Annotated in this window: 22 protein-coding genes; 9 read left to right on the top strand and 13 right to left on the bottom strand. The window is 55.9% G+C overall.

Features of this window, described 5'->3' with window-relative positions; translation table 11 throughout:
- Window positions 1-48 precede the first annotated feature (48 nt).
- The 5 genes from nrdF to ACNT1W_RS21040 form a co-directional block, all read right to left on the bottom strand.
- Window positions 49-1,020 (bottom strand): class 1b ribonucleoside-diphosphate reductase subunit beta, encoded by a 972-nt coding sequence (gene nrdF, locus ACNT1W_RS21060; protein ID WP_419246109.1) that lies wholly within the window; start codon window positions 1,018-1,020, stop codon window positions 49-51.
- A gap of 8 nt (window positions 1,021-1,028) precedes the next feature.
- Window positions 1,029-3,173, bottom strand: a complete 2,145-nt coding sequence (gene nrdE / locus ACNT1W_RS21055) for a class 1b ribonucleoside-diphosphate reductase subunit alpha (RefSeq protein ID WP_419246108.1) — start codon at window positions 3,171-3,173, stop codon at window positions 1,029-1,031.
- Window positions 3,155-3,559 carry a class Ib ribonucleoside-diphosphate reductase assembly flavoprotein NrdI gene (nrdI, locus tag ACNT1W_RS21050; protein ID WP_017893761.1) on the bottom strand — a complete coding sequence of 135 codons (405 nt, stop codon included), beginning with the start codon at window positions 3,557-3,559 and terminating at the stop codon, window positions 3,155-3,157. The genes nrdE and nrdI overlap by 19 nt, the downstream gene beginning before the upstream one ends.
- Before the next feature lie 8 nt (window positions 3,560-3,567).
- Window positions 3,568-3,804, bottom strand: coding sequence for a glutaredoxin-like protein NrdH (gene nrdH, locus ACNT1W_RS21045; RefSeq protein ID WP_012146427.1), 237 nt, complete (start codon window positions 3,802-3,804; stop codon window positions 3,568-3,570).
- Between the two features lie 281 nt (window positions 3,805-4,085).
- Window positions 4,086-4,517 (bottom strand): carboxymuconolactone decarboxylase family protein, encoded by a 432-nt coding sequence (locus ACNT1W_RS21040; RefSeq protein WP_261131297.1) that lies wholly within the window; start codon window positions 4,515-4,517, stop codon window positions 4,086-4,088.
- A 284-nt stretch (window positions 4,518-4,801) separates the two neighbouring features.
- On the opposite strand from ACNT1W_RS21040, the gene ACNT1W_RS21035 reads away from it, so the two are divergent.
- The gene (locus ACNT1W_RS21035) at window positions 4,802-6,235 is read left to right on the top strand and encodes a PLP-dependent aminotransferase family protein (protein ID WP_419246107.1); all 1,434 of its coding nucleotides are present in this window, start codon (window positions 4,802-4,804) and stop codon (window positions 6,233-6,235) included.
- A gap of 63 nt (window positions 6,236-6,298) precedes the next feature.
- Here the strand turns inward: ACNT1W_RS21035 and ACNT1W_RS21030 are convergent, their stop codons facing one another.
- Window positions 6,299-6,607 carry a DUF883 family protein gene (locus ACNT1W_RS21030; protein WP_012146424.1) on the bottom strand — a complete coding sequence of 103 codons (309 nt, stop codon included), beginning with the start codon at window positions 6,605-6,607 and terminating at the stop codon, window positions 6,299-6,301.
- Window positions 6,608-6,826: 219 nt separating this feature from the next.
- Between ACNT1W_RS21030 and asr the strand changes: the two genes are divergently transcribed.
- Window positions 6,827-7,243, top strand: coding sequence for an acid resistance repetitive basic protein Asr (gene asr / locus ACNT1W_RS21025; protein WP_419246106.1), 417 nt, complete (start codon window positions 6,827-6,829; stop codon window positions 7,241-7,243).
- A 183-nt stretch (window positions 7,244-7,426) separates the two neighbouring features.
- On the opposite strand, the gene ACNT1W_RS21020 is transcribed toward asr, so the two are convergent.
- Together ACNT1W_RS21020 and ACNT1W_RS21015 are read right to left on the bottom strand one after the other, a co-directional pair.
- On the bottom strand, window positions 7,427-7,807 hold the full coding sequence (locus ACNT1W_RS21020) for a hypothetical protein (RefSeq protein ID WP_017893759.1): 381 nt from the start codon (window positions 7,805-7,807) through the stop codon (window positions 7,427-7,429).
- Window positions 7,807-9,186 (bottom strand): MFS transporter, encoded by a 1,380-nt coding sequence (locus ACNT1W_RS21015; protein WP_419246105.1) that lies wholly within the window; start codon window positions 9,184-9,186, stop codon window positions 7,807-7,809. Before ACNT1W_RS21015 ends, ACNT1W_RS21020 begins: the two co-directional genes overlap by 1 nt.
- A gap of 106 nt (window positions 9,187-9,292) precedes the next feature.
- On the opposite strand from ACNT1W_RS21015, the gene ACNT1W_RS21010 reads away from it, so the two are divergent.
- Window positions 9,293-10,189: a LysR family transcriptional regulator gene (locus tag ACNT1W_RS21010; protein WP_261422465.1), complete on the top strand. Its 897-nt coding sequence runs from the start codon at window positions 9,293-9,295 to the stop codon at window positions 10,187-10,189.
- On the opposite strand, the gene ACNT1W_RS21005 is transcribed toward ACNT1W_RS21010, so the two are convergent.
- Window positions 10,149-11,192, bottom strand: coding sequence for an alpha/beta hydrolase family protein (locus tag ACNT1W_RS21005; protein ID WP_419246104.1), 1,044 nt, complete (start codon window positions 11,190-11,192; stop codon window positions 10,149-10,151). The two genes, ACNT1W_RS21010 and ACNT1W_RS21005, sit on opposite strands and share 41 nt — an antisense overlap.
- A gap of 129 nt (window positions 11,193-11,321) precedes the next feature.
- On the opposite strand from ACNT1W_RS21005, the gene ACNT1W_RS21000 reads away from it, so the two are divergent.
- From ACNT1W_RS21000 to ACNT1W_RS20990, 3 genes are all read left to right on the top strand, one after another.
- Window positions 11,322-12,335: a helix-turn-helix domain-containing protein gene (locus ACNT1W_RS21000; RefSeq protein ID WP_419246103.1), complete on the top strand. Its 1,014-nt coding sequence runs from the start codon at window positions 11,322-11,324 to the stop codon at window positions 12,333-12,335.
- Window positions 12,336-12,429: 94 nt separating this feature from the next.
- Window positions 12,430-13,620: an MFS transporter gene (locus ACNT1W_RS20995; protein ID WP_419246102.1), complete on the top strand. Its 1,191-nt coding sequence runs from the start codon at window positions 12,430-12,432 to the stop codon at window positions 13,618-13,620.
- Between the two features lie 102 nt (window positions 13,621-13,722).
- On the top strand, window positions 13,723-14,061 hold the full coding sequence (locus tag ACNT1W_RS20990) for a DUF2002 family protein (protein ID WP_012146416.1): 339 nt from the start codon (window positions 13,723-13,725) through the stop codon (window positions 14,059-14,061).
- 29 nt (window positions 14,062-14,090) lie between these two features.
- On the opposite strand, the gene ACNT1W_RS20985 is transcribed toward ACNT1W_RS20990, so the two are convergent.
- Both ACNT1W_RS20985 and ACNT1W_RS20980 read right to left on the bottom strand, forming a co-directional pair.
- A complete protein-coding gene (locus ACNT1W_RS20985) occupies window positions 14,091-14,537 on the bottom strand; it encodes a DUF1198 family protein (RefSeq protein WP_012146415.1) in 447 nt (148 codons plus the stop codon).
- Between the two features lie 66 nt (window positions 14,538-14,603).
- The gene (locus tag ACNT1W_RS20980) at window positions 14,604-14,942 is read right to left on the bottom strand and encodes an MbeD/MobD family mobilization/exclusion protein (protein WP_012146414.1); all 339 of its coding nucleotides are present in this window, start codon (window positions 14,940-14,942) and stop codon (window positions 14,604-14,606) included.
- A 172-nt stretch (window positions 14,943-15,114) separates the two neighbouring features.
- Here ACNT1W_RS20980 and smrA point away from each other — a divergent pair, with 172 nt between their 5' ends.
- Entirely contained in the window at window positions 15,115-15,687 is a 573-nt protein-coding gene (gene smrA, locus ACNT1W_RS20975; protein WP_419246101.1) for a DNA endonuclease SmrA, read from the top strand.
- Between the two features lie 50 nt (window positions 15,688-15,737).
- Here smrA and ACNT1W_RS20970 read toward each other — a convergent pair whose 3' ends face one another.
- The gene (locus ACNT1W_RS20970) at window positions 15,738-16,151 is read right to left on the bottom strand and encodes a DoxX family protein (RefSeq protein ID WP_012146412.1); all 414 of its coding nucleotides are present in this window, start codon (window positions 16,149-16,151) and stop codon (window positions 15,738-15,740) included.
- 117 nt (window positions 16,152-16,268) lie between these two features.
- On the opposite strand from ACNT1W_RS20970, the gene ACNT1W_RS20965 reads away from it, so the two are divergent.
- Window positions 16,269-16,547 carry a GNAT family N-acetyltransferase gene (locus tag ACNT1W_RS20965; RefSeq protein ID WP_012146411.1) on the top strand — a complete coding sequence of 93 codons (279 nt, stop codon included), beginning with the start codon at window positions 16,269-16,271 and terminating at the stop codon, window positions 16,545-16,547.
- 80 nt (window positions 16,548-16,627) lie between these two features.
- Here ACNT1W_RS20965 and ACNT1W_RS20960 read toward each other — a convergent pair whose 3' ends face one another.
- Entirely contained in the window at window positions 16,628-17,362 is a 735-nt protein-coding gene (locus ACNT1W_RS20960; RefSeq protein WP_419246100.1) for a class I SAM-dependent methyltransferase, read from the bottom strand.
- Window positions 17,363-17,523: 161 nt separating this feature from the next.
- Between ACNT1W_RS20960 and ACNT1W_RS20955 the strand changes: the two genes are divergently transcribed.
- A complete protein-coding gene (locus ACNT1W_RS20955; protein WP_115183963.1) occupies window positions 17,524-17,976 on the top strand; it encodes a GNAT family N-acetyltransferase in 453 nt (150 codons plus the stop codon).
- Window positions 17,977-17,981: the final 5 nt, after the last annotated feature.

The following is a 17,981-nucleotide window of genomic DNA, read 5'->3' as shown; positions in this document are numbered from 1 at the left end:
TCACCGGTTATCGTTATAAGGCGAAGTTATTCGCCCCTGCTATTAACCTCAAAAATCCCAGTCGTCATCCTCGGTATTGACCGCTTTACCAATCACGTAAGACGAGCCGGAGCCGGAGAAGAAGTCGTGGTTCTCATCGGCGTTCGGCGACAGCGCAGACAGAATCGCCGGATTGACCTCCGCCATCGACGGTGGGAACAGCGCTTCGTACCCCAGATTCATCAGCGCCTTGTTGGCGTTATAATGCAGGAAGGTTTTCACGTCCTCGGTCCAACCCACCCCGTCGTACAGCTCTTCGGTGTACCGCACCTCGTTGTCATACAGATCCTGCAGCAGATCGAAGGCGAAGTTTTTCACCTGTTGCCGGCGGGCGGCATCGACCTTCTCCAACCCTTTCTGGAATTTATAGCCAATGTAATAGCCGTGTACCGCCTCGTCGCGGATGATCAGCCGGATCAGATCGGCGGTGTTGGTTAGTTTGGCACGGCTCGACCAGTACATCGGCAGGTAAAAGCCCGAATAGAACAGGAACGACTCGAGGAACACGCTGGCGACCTTCTTCATCAGCGGATCGTCAGTGCGGTAGTGGGCCAAAATGATGCTGGCCTTTTTCTGCAGCGCACGGTTTTCCTCGCTCCAGCGGTAGGCGTCGTCGACGTCCGGCGTTTGGCACAGCGTGGAGAAAATCGAGCTGTAGGAGCGGGCGTGTACCGCCTCCATAAAGCTGATATTGGAGTACACCGCCTCCTCGTGCGGCGTAATGGCATCGGCGATCAGCGCGGGTGCTCCGACGGTATTTTGAATGGTATCGAGCAGCGTCAGGCCGGTGAACACCCGGATGGTCAGTTGCTGTTCCTTCGGCGTCAGCGTGGCCCACGAGGGAATATCGTTCGACAGCGGTACCTTCTCCGGCAGCCAGAAGTTGGAGGTCAGACGGTTCCACACCTCCAGATCCTTGTCGTCTTCGATGATGTTCCAGTTGACTGCGCGCACCAGCTGCGCCGGTTTAATGCTATTCATAATTTGCCTCACAGTGCACAGGACACGCAGCCCTGCACCTCGGTGCCTTCCAACGCCATCTGGCGCAGGCGGATGTAATAAATGGTTTTGATGCCTTTACGCCAGGCGTAAATCTGCGCGCGGTTGATGTCGCGCGTAGTGGCGGTATCGCGGAAGAACAACGTCAGCGACAATCCCTGATCGACGTGCTGGCTGGCGGCGGCATAGGTATCAATGATCTTTTCCGGCCCGATGTCATAGGCATCCTGGTAGTACTCCAGGTTGTCGTTGGTCATATAGGGCGCCGGATAATACACGCGACCAATCTTGCCCTCTTTGCGGATCTCGATGCGTGACACAATCGGATGAATGCTGGAGGTCGAATTATTGATGTAAGAAATGGAGCCGGTTGGTGGCACCGCCTGCAGGTTCTGGTTGTACAGCCCGTGCATCATCACCGACTGGCGCAGCGCCAGCCACTCTTCACGGCCTGGAATGGCGATATTGGCGTCGGCAAACAGTGTGCGAACTCGCTCGGTCTGTGGCAGCCAATCCCGCTCGGTGTATTTGCTGAAATACTCACCGGAGGCGTAGGTGGAATCCTCAAAGCCGCCGAAGGCGCTGCCGCGTTCAATCGCCAACTGGTTAGAGGCGCGAATGGCGTGGTAAGCGACGGCATAGAAATAGATATTGGTGAAGTCGATACCTTCTGCAGAGCCATAGAAGATGCGTTCGCGTGCCAGATAGCCGTGCAGGTTCATCTGGCCCAGACCGATGGCGTGCGAGCTGCGATTGCCTTCGGCGATCGACGGCACCGAACGAATGTCGCTCATATCTGCCACCGCAGTCAGCGCACGGATCGCGGTGTCGACGGCTTTGCCGAAGTCCGGCGCATCCATGGTTTTGGCGATGTTTAGCGAGCCGAGGTTGCAGGAGATATCCTTGCCCACCTGGTCATAGCTCAGGTCATCGTGGTAAGTGCTGGCGCGGTTAACCTGCAAAATCTCCGAGCACAGGTTACTCATATTGATGCGTCCGGCGATCGGGTTCTCACGATTGACGGTATCTTCAAACATCATGTACGGGTAACCAGATTCGAACTGGATCTCCGCCAGCACCTGGAAAAACTCGCGCGCATTGATGCGTGATTTGCGGATGCGCTTGTCATCCACCATTTCGCGATATTTCTCGCTGACGCTGATTTCCGAGAAGGGCACGCCATACACCTGCTCGACGTCATACGGCGAGAACAGGTACATCTCTTCATTATTTTTCGCCAGTTCGAAGGTGATATCCGGGATCACCACCCCCAGCGACAGGGTTTTGATGCGGATCTTCTCGTCGGCGTTTTCGCGTTTGGTATCGAGAAAACGCAGGATATCCGGGTGGTGGGCATTGAGATAGACCGCTCCGGCCCCCTGGCGTGCGCCCAGTTGGTTGGCGTAAGAGAAGGCGTCTTCCAGCATTTTCATGATCGGAATAACGCCGGAGGATTGGTTCTCAATGCGTTTGATCGGCGCACCGACTTCACGGATGTTGGTCAGCAAAAATGCCACGCCGCCGCCGCGTTTCGACAGTTGCAGCGCAGAATTCACCGCCCGGCCAATCGACTCCATGTTGTCTTCAATGCGCAGCAGGAAGCAGGAAACCAGTTCGCCGCGCTGCTGTTTGCCGCAGTTGAGGAAGGTTGGCGTCGCCGGCTGGAAGCGACCGGAGATCATTTCTTCTACCAAATCCTGCGCCAGTGCGGTATCACCCGCTGCCAGCGTCATGGCGACCATGCACACCCGGTCCTCGTAGCGTTCCAGATAGCGTTTGCCGTCAAAGGTTTTCAGCGTGTAGCTGGTGTAGTACTTAAAGGCCCCGAGAAAGGTCTCGAAGCGGAATTTTTTCGCGTAGGCCTGCTGGAATAGCTGCTTGATAAAGGCGAAGTCGTATTGCGCCAGTACGCTTTGCTCGTAATAGCCTTCTTCCACCAGATAACGCAGCTTCTCTTCCAGGTTGTGGAAGAACACGGTGTTTTGATTCACGTGCTGCAGGAAGTATTGTCGTGCCGCCAGTCGATCCTTATCAAACTGGATGCGGCCTTCGGCATCATAAAGATTGAGCATCGCGTTGAGCGAATGATAATCCAGCGCGCTGGTGGTGGGCCTGGTCAGTTCTGTCGTTGCCAAAATGCGGTTACTCCCTGTCGAACGTTTGCAACGTCTTGTGTGGTGCCGAGCAGTTCAAAACGGTAAAGAAAAGGCACCTGGCATTTTTTGGCGATGATGTCGCCGGCAATGCCGTACGCTGCACCGAAATTGGTATTCCCGGCGGCGATGACGCCGCGCAGGAAGGCGCGATTCTGTGGATCGTTGAGAAAGCGGATCACCTGGATCGGCACGGCTCCCACGGCGCTGCCGCCGCCATAGCTGGGCACGATCAAAATATAGGGTGTTTCCATCAACAGTTTGCTGCGGGCACCGGCGATCGGTATGCGCATCGCCGGCAAGCCCAACTTTTCAACGAACCTGTGGGTGTTCTCCGAGCTGCTGGAGAAATAGACCAGCGGGTTCATGGTCGGCCTCAAGGCACCAGGGCGTGAGCCAGTGCGCCAATTTTGTCCGGGCGGAAACCGGACCAGTGATCGTCACCGGCGATAATCACCGGAACCTGCTGATAGCCAAGGGATTTGACATGGCTCAGCGCCTGTTGATCCTGGGTGAGGTCGATCACCTGATAACCAATCCCTTGTTTATCGAATGCGCGATAGGTGGCATTGCACTGGACACAGTCCGGTTTACTGTAAATAATAATGCTCATGATTCGCATTTACCTTTTTAGCTGAAGGAAAGGCGGAAAGGTCAGATAACGGAGCATTGAACGGCGTTTCTGACGGCGTTACCGACCGCGACATATTCCCTGCGGTTGATGGCTTAAATACTATATGTAGATGTTTGTTTTATCAACCACGCTATATATGGTGTTTTGTTGGGTTTTTCGCGCAGAGCGCAGCGGGGCTGGAACAGCGGTGGGTAAATTTTTTTTGCAGAGGGTTATTGACGGAAAACCCCTCTCGTCGCGAGAGGGGAAGTGCGGTTTTATCACTGACGCATGCTGATGGCCAGGCGGTTAAAGGCATTCATGATGCTGATGGCGAAGGTCAAATCGGCAATTTCCACGTCGCTGAAGTGCGCCTGCAGTGCTTCAAACGCGCTGTCCGGTGCGCCAGTCGTGGCGATCAGCGTGACGGACTCTGCCCATTCCAGTGCTGCACGCTCGCGCTCACTGAATTCATGGCTGACGCGCCAGCCTGCCAACTGGTCCAGTTTGGCGTTATTGACGCCGCTTTCGCGTAGCGTTTTGCCGTGCATATCCAGGCAGAAGGCACAGCCGTTGATCTGCGAAACACGCATGAACATCAGTTCAATTGTCGTTTTGTCCAGCGCGCCTTTCTCCAGTGCCATCAGGGCGCTCACCATGCTTTTGTACGGTGCGGGGGAGAGTGCGGAATAGTTCAAACGTTGCTTAATCATGGTCAACCTCGGTGTGCGAATAACAGGAACATGACGCTACTTTAGCGGTGATATGGACTATACTATAGGGCCATAAAATGATTATTTAACCGGGCCATAATGCACTGTATCAATCAGACCAGCAGTATTGGGCATATGTGTGTGCGACGTTGCTTGAGTGAGCATCTCCCTCTCCTTTGGGAGAGGGCCGGGGTGAGGGGCTTTTGCATCAGTGTGCTTCCCCTCACCCTAACCCTCTCCCAAGGGAGAGGGGACTATTTAGCCTTGATTTGTAGCATTAAGACGTGATGCGTCCGTTTCTTTCCTCCCTAACGCTGGACAGTCGGCTTGCCGACCCGCTGTACCGGCAGATTTATCTGCGAATTAAAGATGCCATTGCGCAGGGAACTCTGCAGGCGGGCAGTCGGCTGCCTTCGGTTCGTGGACTGGCGAGCGATCTGGGAGTAGCGCGCGCGACGGTAGAAAGTGCCTACGCTCAGCTGATTGCCGAAGGTTTTCTGCAAAGTCGGGGGCAGGCGGGAACCTATGTTTCCCCGCAGTTGCAAAACCTGCCGGTGCGTGCGGCGCTGGCGGTGGAGCCTTTGCCAACGGTGACGGCGAATGCGCTGCATCCGAACGGCGCCACACAGCCGTTTCAACTGGGGCTACCGGCGTTGGATGCCTTTCCTCGCGCACTGTGGCAGCGGATTGTCGGCCGCCAGTTGCGCACCAGCCCACTGGCTGCTCTGGCCCATCCTTCAACTCAGGGATTGCCTGAGCTACGTGCGGCGATCGTCAATTATTTACAGCTTTCGCGCGGCATCAGTTGCCGACCGGAACAGGTGTTTATCTGCGCAGGGTATCAGGCGCTGCTGGATCTGGTGATCGGTACCCTGCTCAAGCCGGACGATCAGGTATGGCTGGAGGATCCGGGCTATCCGGTGACGCTGCCGCTGTTTCAAGCCGCCGGCATGCGGCCGGTGGCGGTGCCGGTTGATGAACAGGGCATGAACATTGCCAGCGGTATGGCCAGGGCGCCTCAGGCACGGATGGCGGTGCTGACGCCGACTCACCAAAGTCCATTGGGGGTTTCGCTTAGCCTGGCGCGGCGCATGGCATTGCTGGAGTGGGCGCAACAGCAGGCGGCATGGGTGATTGAAGATGACTACGACAGTGAGGTTCGTTACCACGGCAGGCCGTTGCCACCGCTGAAAAGTCTCGATCGTCAGGGGCGGGTGCTTTACGCCGGAACCTTCAGCAAAACGCTGTTCCCGGCATTGCGCATGGCGTATTTAGTGGTACCGGCAGGGCAGGTGGAAGCCTTTGGGCGCAGCAGTCGGCTGCGCGGCTGCGGTTGCCCGCCGTTGTTACAGGCCAGCGTGGCGGACTTTATAGAACAGGGGCATTTCTATCGCCATTTGAAACGGATGCGGCCAATCTACCGCCAGCGCAGAGCGTGGCTGGCGCAAGCGCTGGAACAACAGTTGGCGGAGTATTTGACGGTGGCGTCGCAGGACGGCGGCATTCAGCTATTGGCTCGTTTTAAACAGGATAGAGAGGATCGGCGCTTGGCGCAGGACGCCTGGCAGTGCGGTCTGTCGGTGCAGGCGCTCTCGGACTGGCGAATCACAGAGCCTACAGGTACTGGTTTGCTGATGGGGTTTGCCAACTTTACTCAGCAGACCGAGACGGAGCGTGCGGTGGCCAGATTGGCTGAGTTGTTCAAAGGCAGAAATTAAACGGCCCACGGTTTCCCGTGGGCCAGACGCACATCTGTTTTATCTTTATGACTGCAAGGGGTGTTAACGCCGGGCCAGCAGTACGCCAAGGACGATGCCGACAGCGGCCCCGATCCCAACGCCCTGCCAAGGTTTGTCGCGCACGTAGCTGTCGGCTTGTCCGACGACATCGCGGGCGTGCTGTGTCAAATTGCTGGAGCCATTGAAGCGCGCACGGGCATCGCGTAAAACGCCTTTTGCCTTGCTGTGCAGCTCTTTCAGTTCCTCCTTGGTCTTGTCACCGGATTCGCGTAGCACCTCATCCAGCGTATCCGCCAGCAGGGTGACGTCTTGATCGATGTCGCGTTCTACTTTTTCTGATCTCTTAAACATTCGATTCTCCGTTTCGACACATGTCTTTTAAGTGTAGACCATTATTTAAAATGTGTTGGCGATCACGGAAAAAAACGGCCTGTCCGATGGTCATACTGTCGCTGTACATTTGGTTACTCGGCGAAACCAATCACTCACGGAAGCGGCTCATCGATTCCTCTAGTATCTGCTTCAACGGCCCAACGGGGCTTACTGAAAAAACACTCTGAGGAATTAAAGATGAAAAAAGTATTAGCCCTGATCGTTGCTGCTACCATGGGTCTGTCTTCTGTTGCCTTCGCTGCCGATGCAGTAGCTCCAGCGGCTGCGGCTCCAGCTGCAACCACTACCGCTGCACCAGCCGCTGCTGCTACCAAGGCACCAGCTAAAGCCACTCACCATAAGAAAGCGCACAAGAAAGCCCCAGCTCAGAAAGCTCAGGCCGCTAAAAAGCACCACAGAGCGACCAAGAAAGCCCCAGCACAGAAAGCCCAGGCCGCCAAAAAGCACCACAAAGCGACCAAAGCCGCTCCAGCACAGAAAGCCCAGGCCGCTAAAAAGCACCACAAAGCGACCAAGCCAGCTGCAGCTCAAAAAGCCCAGGCTGCTAAAAAACACCACAAAGCCACCAAAAAAGCAGCTCCAGCCGCTAAATAAGTGAAGTCTGCGGGTACCGCAGCATCCAGACAGTATTTAAACACCCGGTTTTACCGGGTGTTTTCTTTTGAGGGCTAGCTCATGATGATCAATCGTTATTTATTCGAAGTGATTTTCAGCGCCGTCACCCTGTGTGGGTTAATTGTCGCCTGGGAGCTGTTCCTGGCCGACGGTTTTCTCTGATTACTGCGCCAGCGTGGTTTCATGCAGGTGCCGCCAACCCAGCCCGGTTTGGGTCTGTTCGAACACCACGGTGGAGTTGCGTAGCGTTGCCGCCTGTCCCGGCAACATTTGCTTTTCACGGTAGCTGACCACCGCACCGGTCGGCCATTCGGCCACCAACGTCATCTCTTCTATAGTGATTTCCAGCCCCGGTTTAGCGGCGCGATGCGCGTGGAAAAAGGCGCTCAGTGCGGCGAAATCCAGCCGACTGCCGTTTAGCGCGATCATGCTGAATGCCGGGTCAAAACGTGCCAATAAGGCCTGTTCTTCCCCTGCACCTTTCTCCAGCCAGTTTTCAATGGCGACATGAGCGTCGATCACTTCGGTAAAATAGCGGTTCATCAGTTTTCCTGTTGAGTATTGAGATGGCGCACGATGGCGCGGTTAGCGATGCGCAGACACAGCAGCAGTGGGATCAGCGTGCTGGCGGCGGCCAGGTAAAAACAGCTTTGGTAAGCGACGGCGGGGGAAAAATGTTCAAGCAGCAGATTCAGCAGCAGGCTGAGCAGGGCGACCCCCAGGCAAAAACTGAGCTGTCGATTGATATTCCACAGTGCGCTGGCATCCGCCAGTTGCTCATCGGCAATCTGCAGGAAAGCGCTGCTTTGCGCGGTGCTGCTGCACAGGCTGCCGCCAAAGCCCATCAGGGCGAAGGCCGCCAGCTGCAACCCATGATCCCCGGCATGGGTAATTTGCGACAGCGCCAGAATGCCCAACCCCTGCAGCAGGCAACCGGCGATAAACAGCGGTCGTGGGCCAAGGTGGTTAAACTTCTTGCCGGTCAGCGTGATGGCCAAAAACGAGGCCAGCGACCAGGGCAGCATCAGGCTGCCGACCTGTGCGGCGTGCATGCCCAATTGATTTTGCAGATATAGCATGGCGACCAGGCTGACGCCGATAAACAGGCCGGGAATGCATTGATAAATCATCATTGAAGTGCGCAGCAACGGATCCTGCATCAGCCGCAAATTCAGCAGCGGTTGGGCAATGCGCAGGCTGCGTCGCAGGTAATAGGCCAGCATCAGTGCCCCGGCAGCCAATAACACCATGCCCTGCGTCAGGCCATCGGCTTCACCCAGCCGGGTCAGACCCAGCAGGATTAGCGTCAGCGCAGCGCAGGCGCTGAGCAACCCATTGAGATCGAGCGGCCTGCGCTGCGGATCGGCCGCCTGCGGGCGTAACCACAGCGCGGCCAGCAGCAACGCCAGCGCGGCCAGCGGTAGGTTGGCGAAGAACACCCAACGCCAGTCAAGACTGTCGACAATCAACCCGCCCAGCGCCGGTGACAGCGCCGGTGCCAGCAGGCCGACCAGCATAATGGCGGCGGAAAGCCCGGCGCGTTCGTGGCTGCGATACAGTTGATAGGTCAGCGTTTGGCCGATAGGGATCAGCAAACCGCCGCCCATACCTTGCAGTACCCGCCAACCAATCAACTCGCCAATGGAGCTGGCGTAGCCCGCCGCGGTTGTCGCCAGCATAAACAGCGTCAGCGACAACAAAAACACCCGTCGTCCGCCGATGCGCTGTGCCAGCCAGGCGCTGAGCGGGATCACCAGCGTCAGGCCGAGAATATAACCGTTACCGACCCAGGCCAGTTCACCGACCGAAGCCTGCAGCGCATGGCCGATCGACGGATAAGCGACATTGGCGATAAACATGTTGATCAGATCGACAAAAAATCCGAGCAGATAGACGATTGCGACTTTGATGCGATAGGGCATGAGGCCTCCGGTTGAAGGCCCGCAGTGTAGCGGGTGGGAAACTGCGGATAAATCGGCTACGAACGATTACACTGTCAAAATAATTTTGACAATAACGGACAACACTATGCTTAACCTGCAGCGTTTGGCGATCTTTGTGGCGGTGGTGGATGCGGGCAGCTTCACCGCCGCAGCGGTGGCTTTGGGGCAAACCAAGGCGGTGGTCAGTTTCAATGTCAAACAGTTGGAAAGTGAGTTGGGCGTCTCGTTGCTGGTGCGCAGCACCCGGCGGTTGGCGTTGACCGATGCCGGTGAACGCTTTTATCAACGCTGTCTGCGGCTACTGCAAGACGCGGAGAATGTGCTGGATGACGTGCGCCGCGATCACCACGGCCTGAGCGGGGTATTGCGTATCACCACCACGCCGGAGTACGGCGCACAGGTGGTGGTACCGGCGCTGGCGGCATTTTCCCAGTTGCATCCGCGCTTGCGCATTCAGCACGTTTCTTCTTCTTATCATGCCGATTTGATTTCGGAGCGCTTCGACGTGGCGATCCGGCTGGGGCAACTGGCGGACTCCAGTCATCACGCAGCGCGGCTCGACAGCTTTGCCATCCTGCCGGTCGCCTCACCGGCGTATTTGGCCCGTCATCCTGTTGGCTCGCTGGCGCAACTGGCGCAGGCGCAGTGGATTGCCCACAGCCGACTAAGTTCACCCTTAAACTGGCAGGTGATTACCCCAGAACGGCAGGCGGTGCTGTTCAAGGTTGAAGACGCCGCCACACTGATGGGGGACAGCGCCGCCGCACTGCTGGCGTTTGCCCTGCACGGTGCCGGGGTGGCATTGCTGCCAGAATGGCTGGTGCGACCCGCCATTGCCGAAGGCAAGCTGTGCCCGCTGCTGGCAGACCATCAATTCCCGATACAAAGCATTTATGCACTGTATCCAAACACGCGTCACGTACCGGAAAAGGTGCGGGCGTTTATTGATTTTCTGCGGGCGCGGGTAGCCACGGGCGAATAAACGTCATTATGGCTGCCACTGTCTTCTGGTGTACCCATTCACGCTGCGTATTGGAGGAAGCGCATAACACCGCTGCGTCTTTCTCCTCTGCGGCCAGAATTTGACGGCCATTCGGCTGACAAAGCGGAATAAAATCGAAATGGTTACCGTTCGACAGCCGTAGTGCATCAATCGGTTGTTGCCCTGCGTCTTTGGCCAGCGCGGCACCGCCAAGGCCGGGTATCCGGTTATCTGGTTCGAAATGTTGAGGTTCGATGACCAATAAAGGGGCATTGAGCCGACGCAGGCTGGCAGGCAACAGATAAGGCACCATGCCGGGATCGAGGGCAACGGCAAAGCGGATGCGCGGGTCGGTATAATCCGCATCAAATTGCCGGGCGGAAAGCGCAGCCAAATCAACCTTGGCCTGGGTATAAAACTGGCAGTTGGGTGACTGTGGGGCCTGTCGGCAGCCGCTGATGAAATCGGCCAGCCGGACTCGTCCGCCGATGGCGGCAATGGCACTGTAACCGCCCTTGGAGTGGCCGATAACGCCAATCATCTGGCGATTAATGACTTTATCCCACTGGGGATCGGCGGTGATGGCGCTGATCAAGGCGGAAATATCTTCGGTCTGTAACCACAATGCGGCGGAGAGTGCCGGGACAGAGTTGCCGGTGGTGCTGCCGGGGTGATTGGCCGCCACCACGATCACTCCCTGTTGGACTAATGCCGCCGCCAGCCAGCCCTGACTGCTGTTATTACCGCCGCTGCCATGGCTGATAACGATCAGCGGGAAACGTCCACTGGCCACAACGGCATCCGGTTGGCTGTTGATACCGGTAAAGACCGGATTCGCCCCGATGGCCCTTTGTTGAGCGGTCTCGGTAGTGGGGTAGTAAATTCGGCTGTTCAACGAACGTGAACCGGCCTGGAAGACTTGATCGTGGGTGGCGACCTGATAAGGGGTAGCGCTGGCAACGCCGCACAGCAGTATCCACAACAACAACAACGCTCTGTTCATTTTCACTCCTCAAGATGTTGACCTTGCGAGGGTGGCATTGGCGGCGCTATCCGGCGACCTCGATCGCGATCCGGGTCGTTAAATGATTGTTTTGACAGTACACTGCCGGTTCTGTGTGAACACAACAAGATGCCGATAATGCCACTTATTCCGCTTACTTTTCTGTTTGGTTTGCTGTGCCTGGGGCTGTTGTACCGCTTGGGACGACCGCGGGCGCAGCTTTGGGTTTTCCAGCTATTGCTGCTGTTATGCGCCTGGCAAAGTCTGCTGGTGGGTGTCCGCTACGGCTATGGCGTGACGCAACTCAACCGGTTGCAACCGTTCGGCGCGGTGGCGATCCCTGCGTTGACCTATCTGGCCTTTCTGGTCAGTACCCAGGGTCGGCTTCGCTGGCGTGAGCTTGGGCACCTGACGCCGCTGGGCCTGACGCTGTTAGCCAGTCTGGTCGCGCCTTTTTGGCTGGATACCTTGATTGTTAGCGTTTATCTGGGTTACGGCCTGGCACTGCTGTACGCGTTGCGGCGCGGTGAGAATGGCTTACAGCAGGTGGCGCTGGCGGAAAGTTGGCTCAGTTACCGGTTGTGGCGCGGTCTGGGCATGCTGTTGATAGCCATAGCGTTGGCCGAACTGGTGATTGCACTCGATTTCTCACTGTTCGATGGCCGGCACGCTGCTGTGCTGGCGACCCTCGTTAACGTGCTGGTGGCCTTGAGCCTTTATCTGGTGCTGTCCCGTAGCCGTCCCCTGGACAACCCGGTGGAGCCGCTGCCGGAGCCGACGCCGGAGGCCACCGAGGACGAAGAGCAACTGGCCGAGTGGTTTGACCGGGTACAACAGCGGCTGCGGCAGGATGATCTTTATCTGGAGCCTGAGCTGAACCTGGCCCGATTGGCGCGCAAAGTGGGCTTGCCGGCGCGTCGGGTGTCACAAGCCATCAATCGGCATGCGGGCATGAATGTGTCGCAATATGTGAATCAGCTGCGTGTCCACCAGGCGGCGCAATGGCTGCTTGCCAGTGATGATCCGGTGACCGATATCATGCAGGCGGCAGGTTTTACCACCAAGTCGAACTTTAACCGTGAATTTTTGCGTATTTATAGTGTTAATCCGAGCGAATGGCGCAGGCAACAAACGCGTAGTTAAATAATAATTCGTTATAACTCTCACATTTATCATCGGATCCCATCGGGGTATGCTGAGCACTGTTGCTTACCCCGTTCGATGCGAGCCACCTTCGATGACCGCAATCAGTTCCAAAGAAAACCATCTCCAACTGAATAAACGTATTTTGTCGGTCGTGATGTTCACCTTCGTTTGTTACCTGACCATCGGTCTGCCGTTGGCGGTGCTGCCTGGGTTTGTGCATAACGATCTGGGCTATAACTCGGTACTGGCCGGTTTGATTATCAGCGCCCAGTATTTCGCTACCTTGTTTAGCCGCCCGCATGCTGGACGCTATGCCGATCAGCTCGGCCCGAAAAAGGTGGTGCTGTTCGGCCTGGCCTGCTGCGGTGCAAGCGGCCTGTTTTACGCTGCGGCTTTTTGGTTCAGCGGCCTGCCGTTGCTGAGTTTAATCCTGCTATGCGTCGGCCGGGTGTTTCTTGGCGTCGGCGAAAGCTTTGCCAGCACCGGTTCCACGCTGTGGGGCATTGGTCTGGTGGGGCCGCTGCATACCGCCCGGGTGATCTCGTGGAATGGGGTAGCGACATACGGTGCCATGGCGGCCGGAGCGCCACTGGGCGTTTATCTCAACCAGCATTGGGGATTGGCCGGGGTGGCGGCGCTGATCGTGCTGGCGGTCGCGATTTCGTTGTGGCTGGCGAGCGGTAAGCCCAATGTGACGATCGCCGCCGGTCAGCGTATTGCCTTTAGCGCCGTGTTTGGCCGCATCTGGGCTTACGGCCTGGGGCTGGCGATGGGGACCGTGGGTTTTGGCGTGATCGCCACTTTCATTACCCTCTACTATGCTGATAAGGGCTGGAGCGGGGCCGCGTTCTCACTGACGCTGTTCAGCGTTGCCTTTGTCGGTATCCGCCTGATATTTAGCCAGACGATTAATCGCCACGGCGGCTTGAAAGTTACGCTGGTGTCGTTCCTGATCGAGATTATCGGGTTGTTGATGATTTGGCAGGCCGGCGATCCGCTGATGGTGCAGGCCGGGGCTTTGTTGGCCGGTGCCGCTTTCTCGCTGGTGTTCCCGGCGCTGGGCGTGGAGGCGGTGAAACAGGTGCCGCAGCAGAATCAGGGTACCGCGCTGGGCACCTACTCGGCGTTTCTCGATCTGGCGCTGGGGATCACCGGGCCGTTGGCCGGTTTGCTGATGAGCCGCATGGGCGTGCCATCAATCTATCTGGCGGCGGCGCTGATAGTGTTTCTGGGCGTGCTGTTGACGCTGCGCTTGCTGCTGCAAAACCGGAAAAATCTATAGTTAAGGATTATTCCTAAACCCACATCCATACCGAAAAATTTATTGTTTCATCTCATGATTACGGTAAGGTCGCTCAGCGGTCCAGAACGAGAGGAGAAATCGATGTATTTACGGCCGGATGAAGTGGCTAGAGTGTTGGAGAATACTGGCTTTGAGCGTGATTATGTCACCGACCAGTCTTATGGTTACCGCAAGGGTGAGCACTACGTTTATGTGAATCGTGAGGCGCGGATGGGCAGAACCGCGTTGGTGATCCACCCGGCGCTGAAAGAGAAAAGCGTGCATTTTGCCACGCCGACCTCGCCGGTGCGCATCAGCAATCAGTACCTTGAGTTTCCCCTGGATTTAAGCAGCGATGCCCCGAGTGCGCGTTACGGCATTCCCCACGGTTTCAGCTCGCGTGATGCGCTTTCGCGCTATATCTACAGCATGTTCCAGTAATGCCTCCCCCGCCAGCGGGGGACACAATTTTACCAATTCGCAATCGCTTCCTGATTAAAACGCTCATTGTAAGCGCGGCGAAACTGCGCCAGTTCGAAAGCGTCGATATCCAGATCGGCAAAGTAAAACAGCGCGGCCTCGGTGTGTTCGGCATGCAGCTCCGGCGACAGCCCGGCGCGTATCAGCGTTTCCCGCCACAGAGCTATCTGGTGGTCATCCGCCTGTTTGATAAAGGTCAGATAGATAAACAGCAAATAGGCCGCCTGGTGCATCTCTTCGGTGTAACCGTTGTTCAGCACGCGGATAAACGTCTGGCTATTGCGGCTGCCCATCTCCTGAATCATGGATTCAATCAGCATCGGTTTTACTTTCAGCAGGTGGGCCAGAGAGTCGATGGCTTTGCGAGTATCGGAAGTCAGAATGCGGTAACCAATAATAAATACAACGATCAGGGCAGCGATGATGATCCAGGTCATTTATGATTTATTACACTCTCATTGCGCCAGTATTTGGCAGGAGGCGCTGCGTGACAGCGCCCGGTGTCAACGCTGTTCGCCGCTGAAATTGTCGGCTGCCCGCTGTTGATGACGCAGGTGGTGGTTGAAGGTGGCTGCATCCTTGGCCAGCGCGTCCAGATGGGCGCCCAGCATTTTGATTTGCTTCACTAACGCGTGCTGCTCCGGCACTGAACTGGCGGTGCTCAGCTTGCGCACCAGCTGCTCATTTTGCATACGCAATGCGACTTCACGCTGTTTAGCCTCTTCCAGCAACTGCTGCAGTGCCTGATAGCTGTGCTGCCATTCACGGTGCTGCTTTTCGAAGCTGGCCTGCAACTCGCTCATGGCATTTTGAAACTGGGTTTCCAGCTCGCGCATTTTCATGGGATCGATCCTTTGCGGCACTCAATAATGGTTTAGCAGTATAACGAAAACTGCACAGAACCTCACCCGTTGACGACAATTGCGGAAAATTCCCGGCTTGCAACCGCGGCAAGCCGTCTTACAATCAGGTTCATCCCCGGCATTAAAGGCCAAGTCTGAGAGTGGCAGAAAGATGAGCAACCAGGACAAAGACTTTTTTGAACAGGCGATGGCGGATGTCATCCCGTTATCCAGCGCCCCCGAGACCCTGTACCTTAAACCGCAGGAGACGATGGATAAAAGTGCGCGGCGTGAGGCGCAGGCACTGCGGCAGGAAAACTTTCTCAGTACCGGCTTTCTCGAACTGATCCCTTGCGAAGTCCCGCTGGAATACAAAGGCGAGGGCATTCAGCAGGGGGTACTGGACAAACTGAGCCATGGCCGCTATCCGCCGCAGGCCAGCCTGAACCTGCTGAAACAATCGGTGGAGGCTGCGCGGCAGGCGCTGTTTCGCTTTATTTTGCAGGCAGAAAAGCAAAACCTGCGTTCGCTGCTGATTGTCCACGGCCGTGGTCGGGAAGAAGAGAGCCATGCCAATATCATTCGCAGCTATCTCGCCAAATGGCTGGCACCGTTTGAACAGGTGCAGGCTTTTTGCCGGGCGCTGCCGCGTGACGGCGGTGAAGGTGCCTGCTATGTCACGCTGCGCAAATCGGCGCAGGCCAGGGCGGATAATTTCGAGCGCCACGCCAAGCGCAGCCGTTAGGGGATTGTGGAACAGCAGCAGCCGGCAGCGTTGCCGCCGGCTGGAATAGGCTATTTATTAAAGAATTTATGGTCCAGCGAATAACGCCCGGCACCGGTGACCGCCAGCAACAGCAGCCCGCCGATAATGCTGATATTTTTAAAGAAGTTTATTTCGTTGCCCATCATTTCCATGCCGGTCATTTTCCAGAACGGGTGACCGATAAAAGCGGTGCCCAGGACATAGACGGCAAAAATAACCGCAATAGGCCGGGTAAATAATCCGAGAATAAGCGCGATGCCAAAAAAGAACTCAACCACCACGGCGATAATCGCCGCCAAATAGGGCATTGGCGTGCCATAACCTTCCATTGCGCTAACGGTTGCACCAAAACCGATCAATTTCATCCAACCAAAAATGATAAACAGGATCATCAATAAGATTCGGGATAGCAGAATAACGCCGTCTTTTGAGCCTTCACCCATTTTGAACTCCTCAGCCACTGTCAAAATTATGTTGTGTTACTGATTAAATAGTAGACTAATATCAGCGTTGTTCTAGCGTTCACCCACAGTTATGCACTTTTAAAATGGGATAAATTTATGGATCTTGAAATTCTGGCAGACGAGAAACGTTTTTATATAAACGATCGGCAGGGAAAAATGATCGCCGAGATATCCTTTGTACCGAGCGGAGACAAATTAACCATTATCGATCACACCTGGGTGGATGAGGTATTGAAAGGTCAGGGCGTCGGTAAAAAACTGGTGGCGCTGGTGGTGGCGAAAATGCGGGCGGAAAACCGTAAAATTATTCCGCTGTGCCCGTTCGCCAAACATGAGTTTGACACCACGCCGGAATATCAGGATATCCGTGCCTGAAGGCTGGGCCATAGGTGACTTTGGGGGAGGCAGCCTCCCCAATATTGGATATGTTAAGGATTTACTGTGGCAGGGGATAACTACGCGGGTTTATGGGCGGCCAGAATAAAAATCATCGGGCGTTCTTTCTCTTCGTCCAGCGCGGGGTTTTCTGCGATTTGCTGTGCCGAAGGGCCCCATTCATTGAGATAACTCACGACAAAACCTTGCTGCACCAGCAGATTAAGGTAACTGCCGAGCATGCGATGCTGCTTGATCACTCCTTCCGCCAACCAGTTTGAAATGCGTTGACCTTCCTGCTGATAACCGTTGACCGGCCAGGATTTTTGCCCGTTTTCGTCCATCAGCCAGCCCTGCTGTTTTGGGGCGGTGTAAATCGGGTGTTCGGCGGTGAAAATAAACTGCCCACCCGGCACCAGCGCCTGATAAACCGTGGCGAACAGCCGGGCCAGATCTTTGATGTAGTGCAGCGTTAGTGAGCTGTAAGCCAGATCAAAAGACTGCGATGGCAGTTGAAGCTGTTCCAGATCCTGTTGGCGGTATTCAATACCGCTATCCTCGGTCATCGTCCGTGCCTTATCGAGCATTTTCTCCGACAGATCTAAGCCCAAAGCGCTGGCGGCGCCCTGTTCACGTGCGCTGCGGCAGAACCAGCCATAACCACAGCCAAGATCGACCACTTTTTTACCCTGCAAGTCCGGCAGGATGCTACGGATGCTTTGCCATTCCGGTGCACCATCCAGCCCGTGTACCGAGCGGCTGAGCTGGGCATAACCGTCGAAAAACGCCTGATTGTCATAAATATTCTGTGTCATAACGACTCCTGTTGGGGTAAACCGCTGCCGGATATTCGGGCAGTGCTACCATATTATCCGCACATCCAACTGATTCCCATAATAAAGGTAGTGATAACCCGTGTAGGCTGTCGCATAATCGTCGACCGGAAAAAGCATGAAAACTAACCTCAGGAACGGATATGAAGATGATTTCGGTGCGTCAGTTACCCGAGTTTAAATCTCAGGCGATTCGCTACTTCCAACAACATTGGGCCACGGAAGAGACCCTGATGATGTATGAGGATGCCATCACCCGATGCATTGGCGCGGTCAATCCGTTGCCGCAGTGGTATTTGTTAATGGATAACGAACAAATTCTGGGCTGTGCTGGGCTGATCACCAATGACTTTATTAGCCGTGGTGAACTTTATCCCTGGCTGTGTGCGCTGTATGTGGAGCCGCAGCACCGCGGGCGCGGTTATGGCTCACAACTGATTAATCATGTGGCGGAGGAGACGCGCAAGTTCGGCTTCCCGCAGTTGCATTTGTGCACCGATCTGGAAGGCTACTACGAGAAACAGGGGTTTGCCTTCAATGGGCTGGGCTATCACCCCTGGGGTGAGGCTTCGCGAGTGTATACGCGGACATTGTGAAAAGC

The sequence above is a fragment of the Serratia sp. NFX21 genome, assembly GCF_048517035.1.
In the GTDB taxonomy this organism is placed as follows: Bacteria; Pseudomonadota; Gammaproteobacteria; order Enterobacterales; family Enterobacteriaceae; genus Serratia; species Serratia quinivorans.
Note: the sequence above shows the minus strand (reverse complement) of the source record. Positions and strands in the feature narration are given on the sequence as shown.

Excerpts from the sequence above, each read along its gene's own strand:
- nrdH (WP_012146427.1), bottom strand. The coding sequence starts at position 3,804 with ATGAGCATTATTATTTACAGTAAACCGGACTGTGTCCAGTGCAATGCC.
- ACNT1W_RS21000 (WP_419246103.1), top strand. The coding sequence starts at position 11,322 with ATGCCGATAATGCCACTTATTCCGCTTACTTTTCTGTTTGGTTTGCTG.
- nrdF (WP_419246109.1), bottom strand. The coding sequence starts at position 1,020 with ATGAATAGCATTAAACCGGCGCAGCTGGTGCGCGCAGTCAACTGGAAC.
- asr (WP_419246106.1), top strand. The coding sequence starts at position 6,827 with ATGAAAAAAGTATTAGCCCTGATCGTTGCTGCTACCATGGGTCTGTCT.
- ACNT1W_RS21010 (WP_261422465.1), top strand. The coding sequence starts at position 9,293 with ATGCTTAACCTGCAGCGTTTGGCGATCTTTGTGGCGGTGGTGGATGCG.
- ACNT1W_RS20990 (WP_012146416.1), top strand. The coding sequence starts at position 13,723 with ATGTATTTACGGCCGGATGAAGTGGCTAGAGTGTTGGAGAATACTGGC.
- ACNT1W_RS20955 (WP_115183963.1), top strand. The coding sequence starts at position 17,524 with ATGAAGATGATTTCGGTGCGTCAGTTACCCGAGTTTAAATCTCAGGCG.
- ACNT1W_RS21030 (WP_012146424.1), bottom strand. The coding sequence starts at position 6,607 with ATGTTTAAGAGATCAGAAAAAGTAGAACGCGACATCGATCAAGACGTC.
- ACNT1W_RS21005 (WP_419246104.1), bottom strand. The coding sequence starts at position 11,192 with ATGAACAGAGCGTTGTTGTTGTTGTGGATACTGCTGTGCGGCGTTGCC.
- ACNT1W_RS20965 (WP_012146411.1), top strand. The coding sequence starts at position 16,269 with ATGGATCTTGAAATTCTGGCAGACGAGAAACGTTTTTATATAAACGAT.
- ACNT1W_RS20985 (WP_012146415.1), bottom strand. The coding sequence starts at position 14,537 with ATGACCTGGATCATCATCGCTGCCCTGATCGTTGTATTTATTATTGGT.
- nrdI (WP_017893761.1), bottom strand. The coding sequence starts at position 3,559 with ATGAACCCGCTGGTCTATTTCTCCAGCAGCTCGGAGAACACCCACAGG.
- ACNT1W_RS21020 (WP_017893759.1), bottom strand. The coding sequence starts at position 7,807 with ATGAACCGCTATTTTACCGAAGTGATCGACGCTCATGTCGCCATTGAA.
- ACNT1W_RS21015 (WP_419246105.1), bottom strand. The coding sequence starts at position 9,186 with ATGCCCTATCGCATCAAAGTCGCAATCGTCTATCTGCTCGGATTTTTT.
- ACNT1W_RS21040 (WP_261131297.1), bottom strand. The coding sequence starts at position 4,517 with ATGATTAAGCAACGTTTGAACTATTCCGCACTCTCCCCCGCACCGTAC.
- ACNT1W_RS20960 (WP_419246100.1), bottom strand. The coding sequence starts at position 17,362 with ATGACACAGAATATTTATGACAATCAGGCGTTTTTCGACGGTTATGCC.
- ACNT1W_RS20995 (WP_419246102.1), top strand. The coding sequence starts at position 12,430 with ATGACCGCAATCAGTTCCAAAGAAAACCATCTCCAACTGAATAAACGT.
- smrA (WP_419246101.1), top strand. The coding sequence starts at position 15,115 with ATGAGCAACCAGGACAAAGACTTTTTTGAACAGGCGATGGCGGATGTC.
- ACNT1W_RS20980 (WP_012146414.1), bottom strand. The coding sequence starts at position 14,942 with ATGAAAATGCGCGAGCTGGAAACCCAGTTTCAAAATGCCATGAGCGAG.
- ACNT1W_RS20970 (WP_012146412.1), bottom strand. The coding sequence starts at position 16,151 with ATGGGTGAAGGCTCAAAAGACGGCGTTATTCTGCTATCCCGAATCTTA.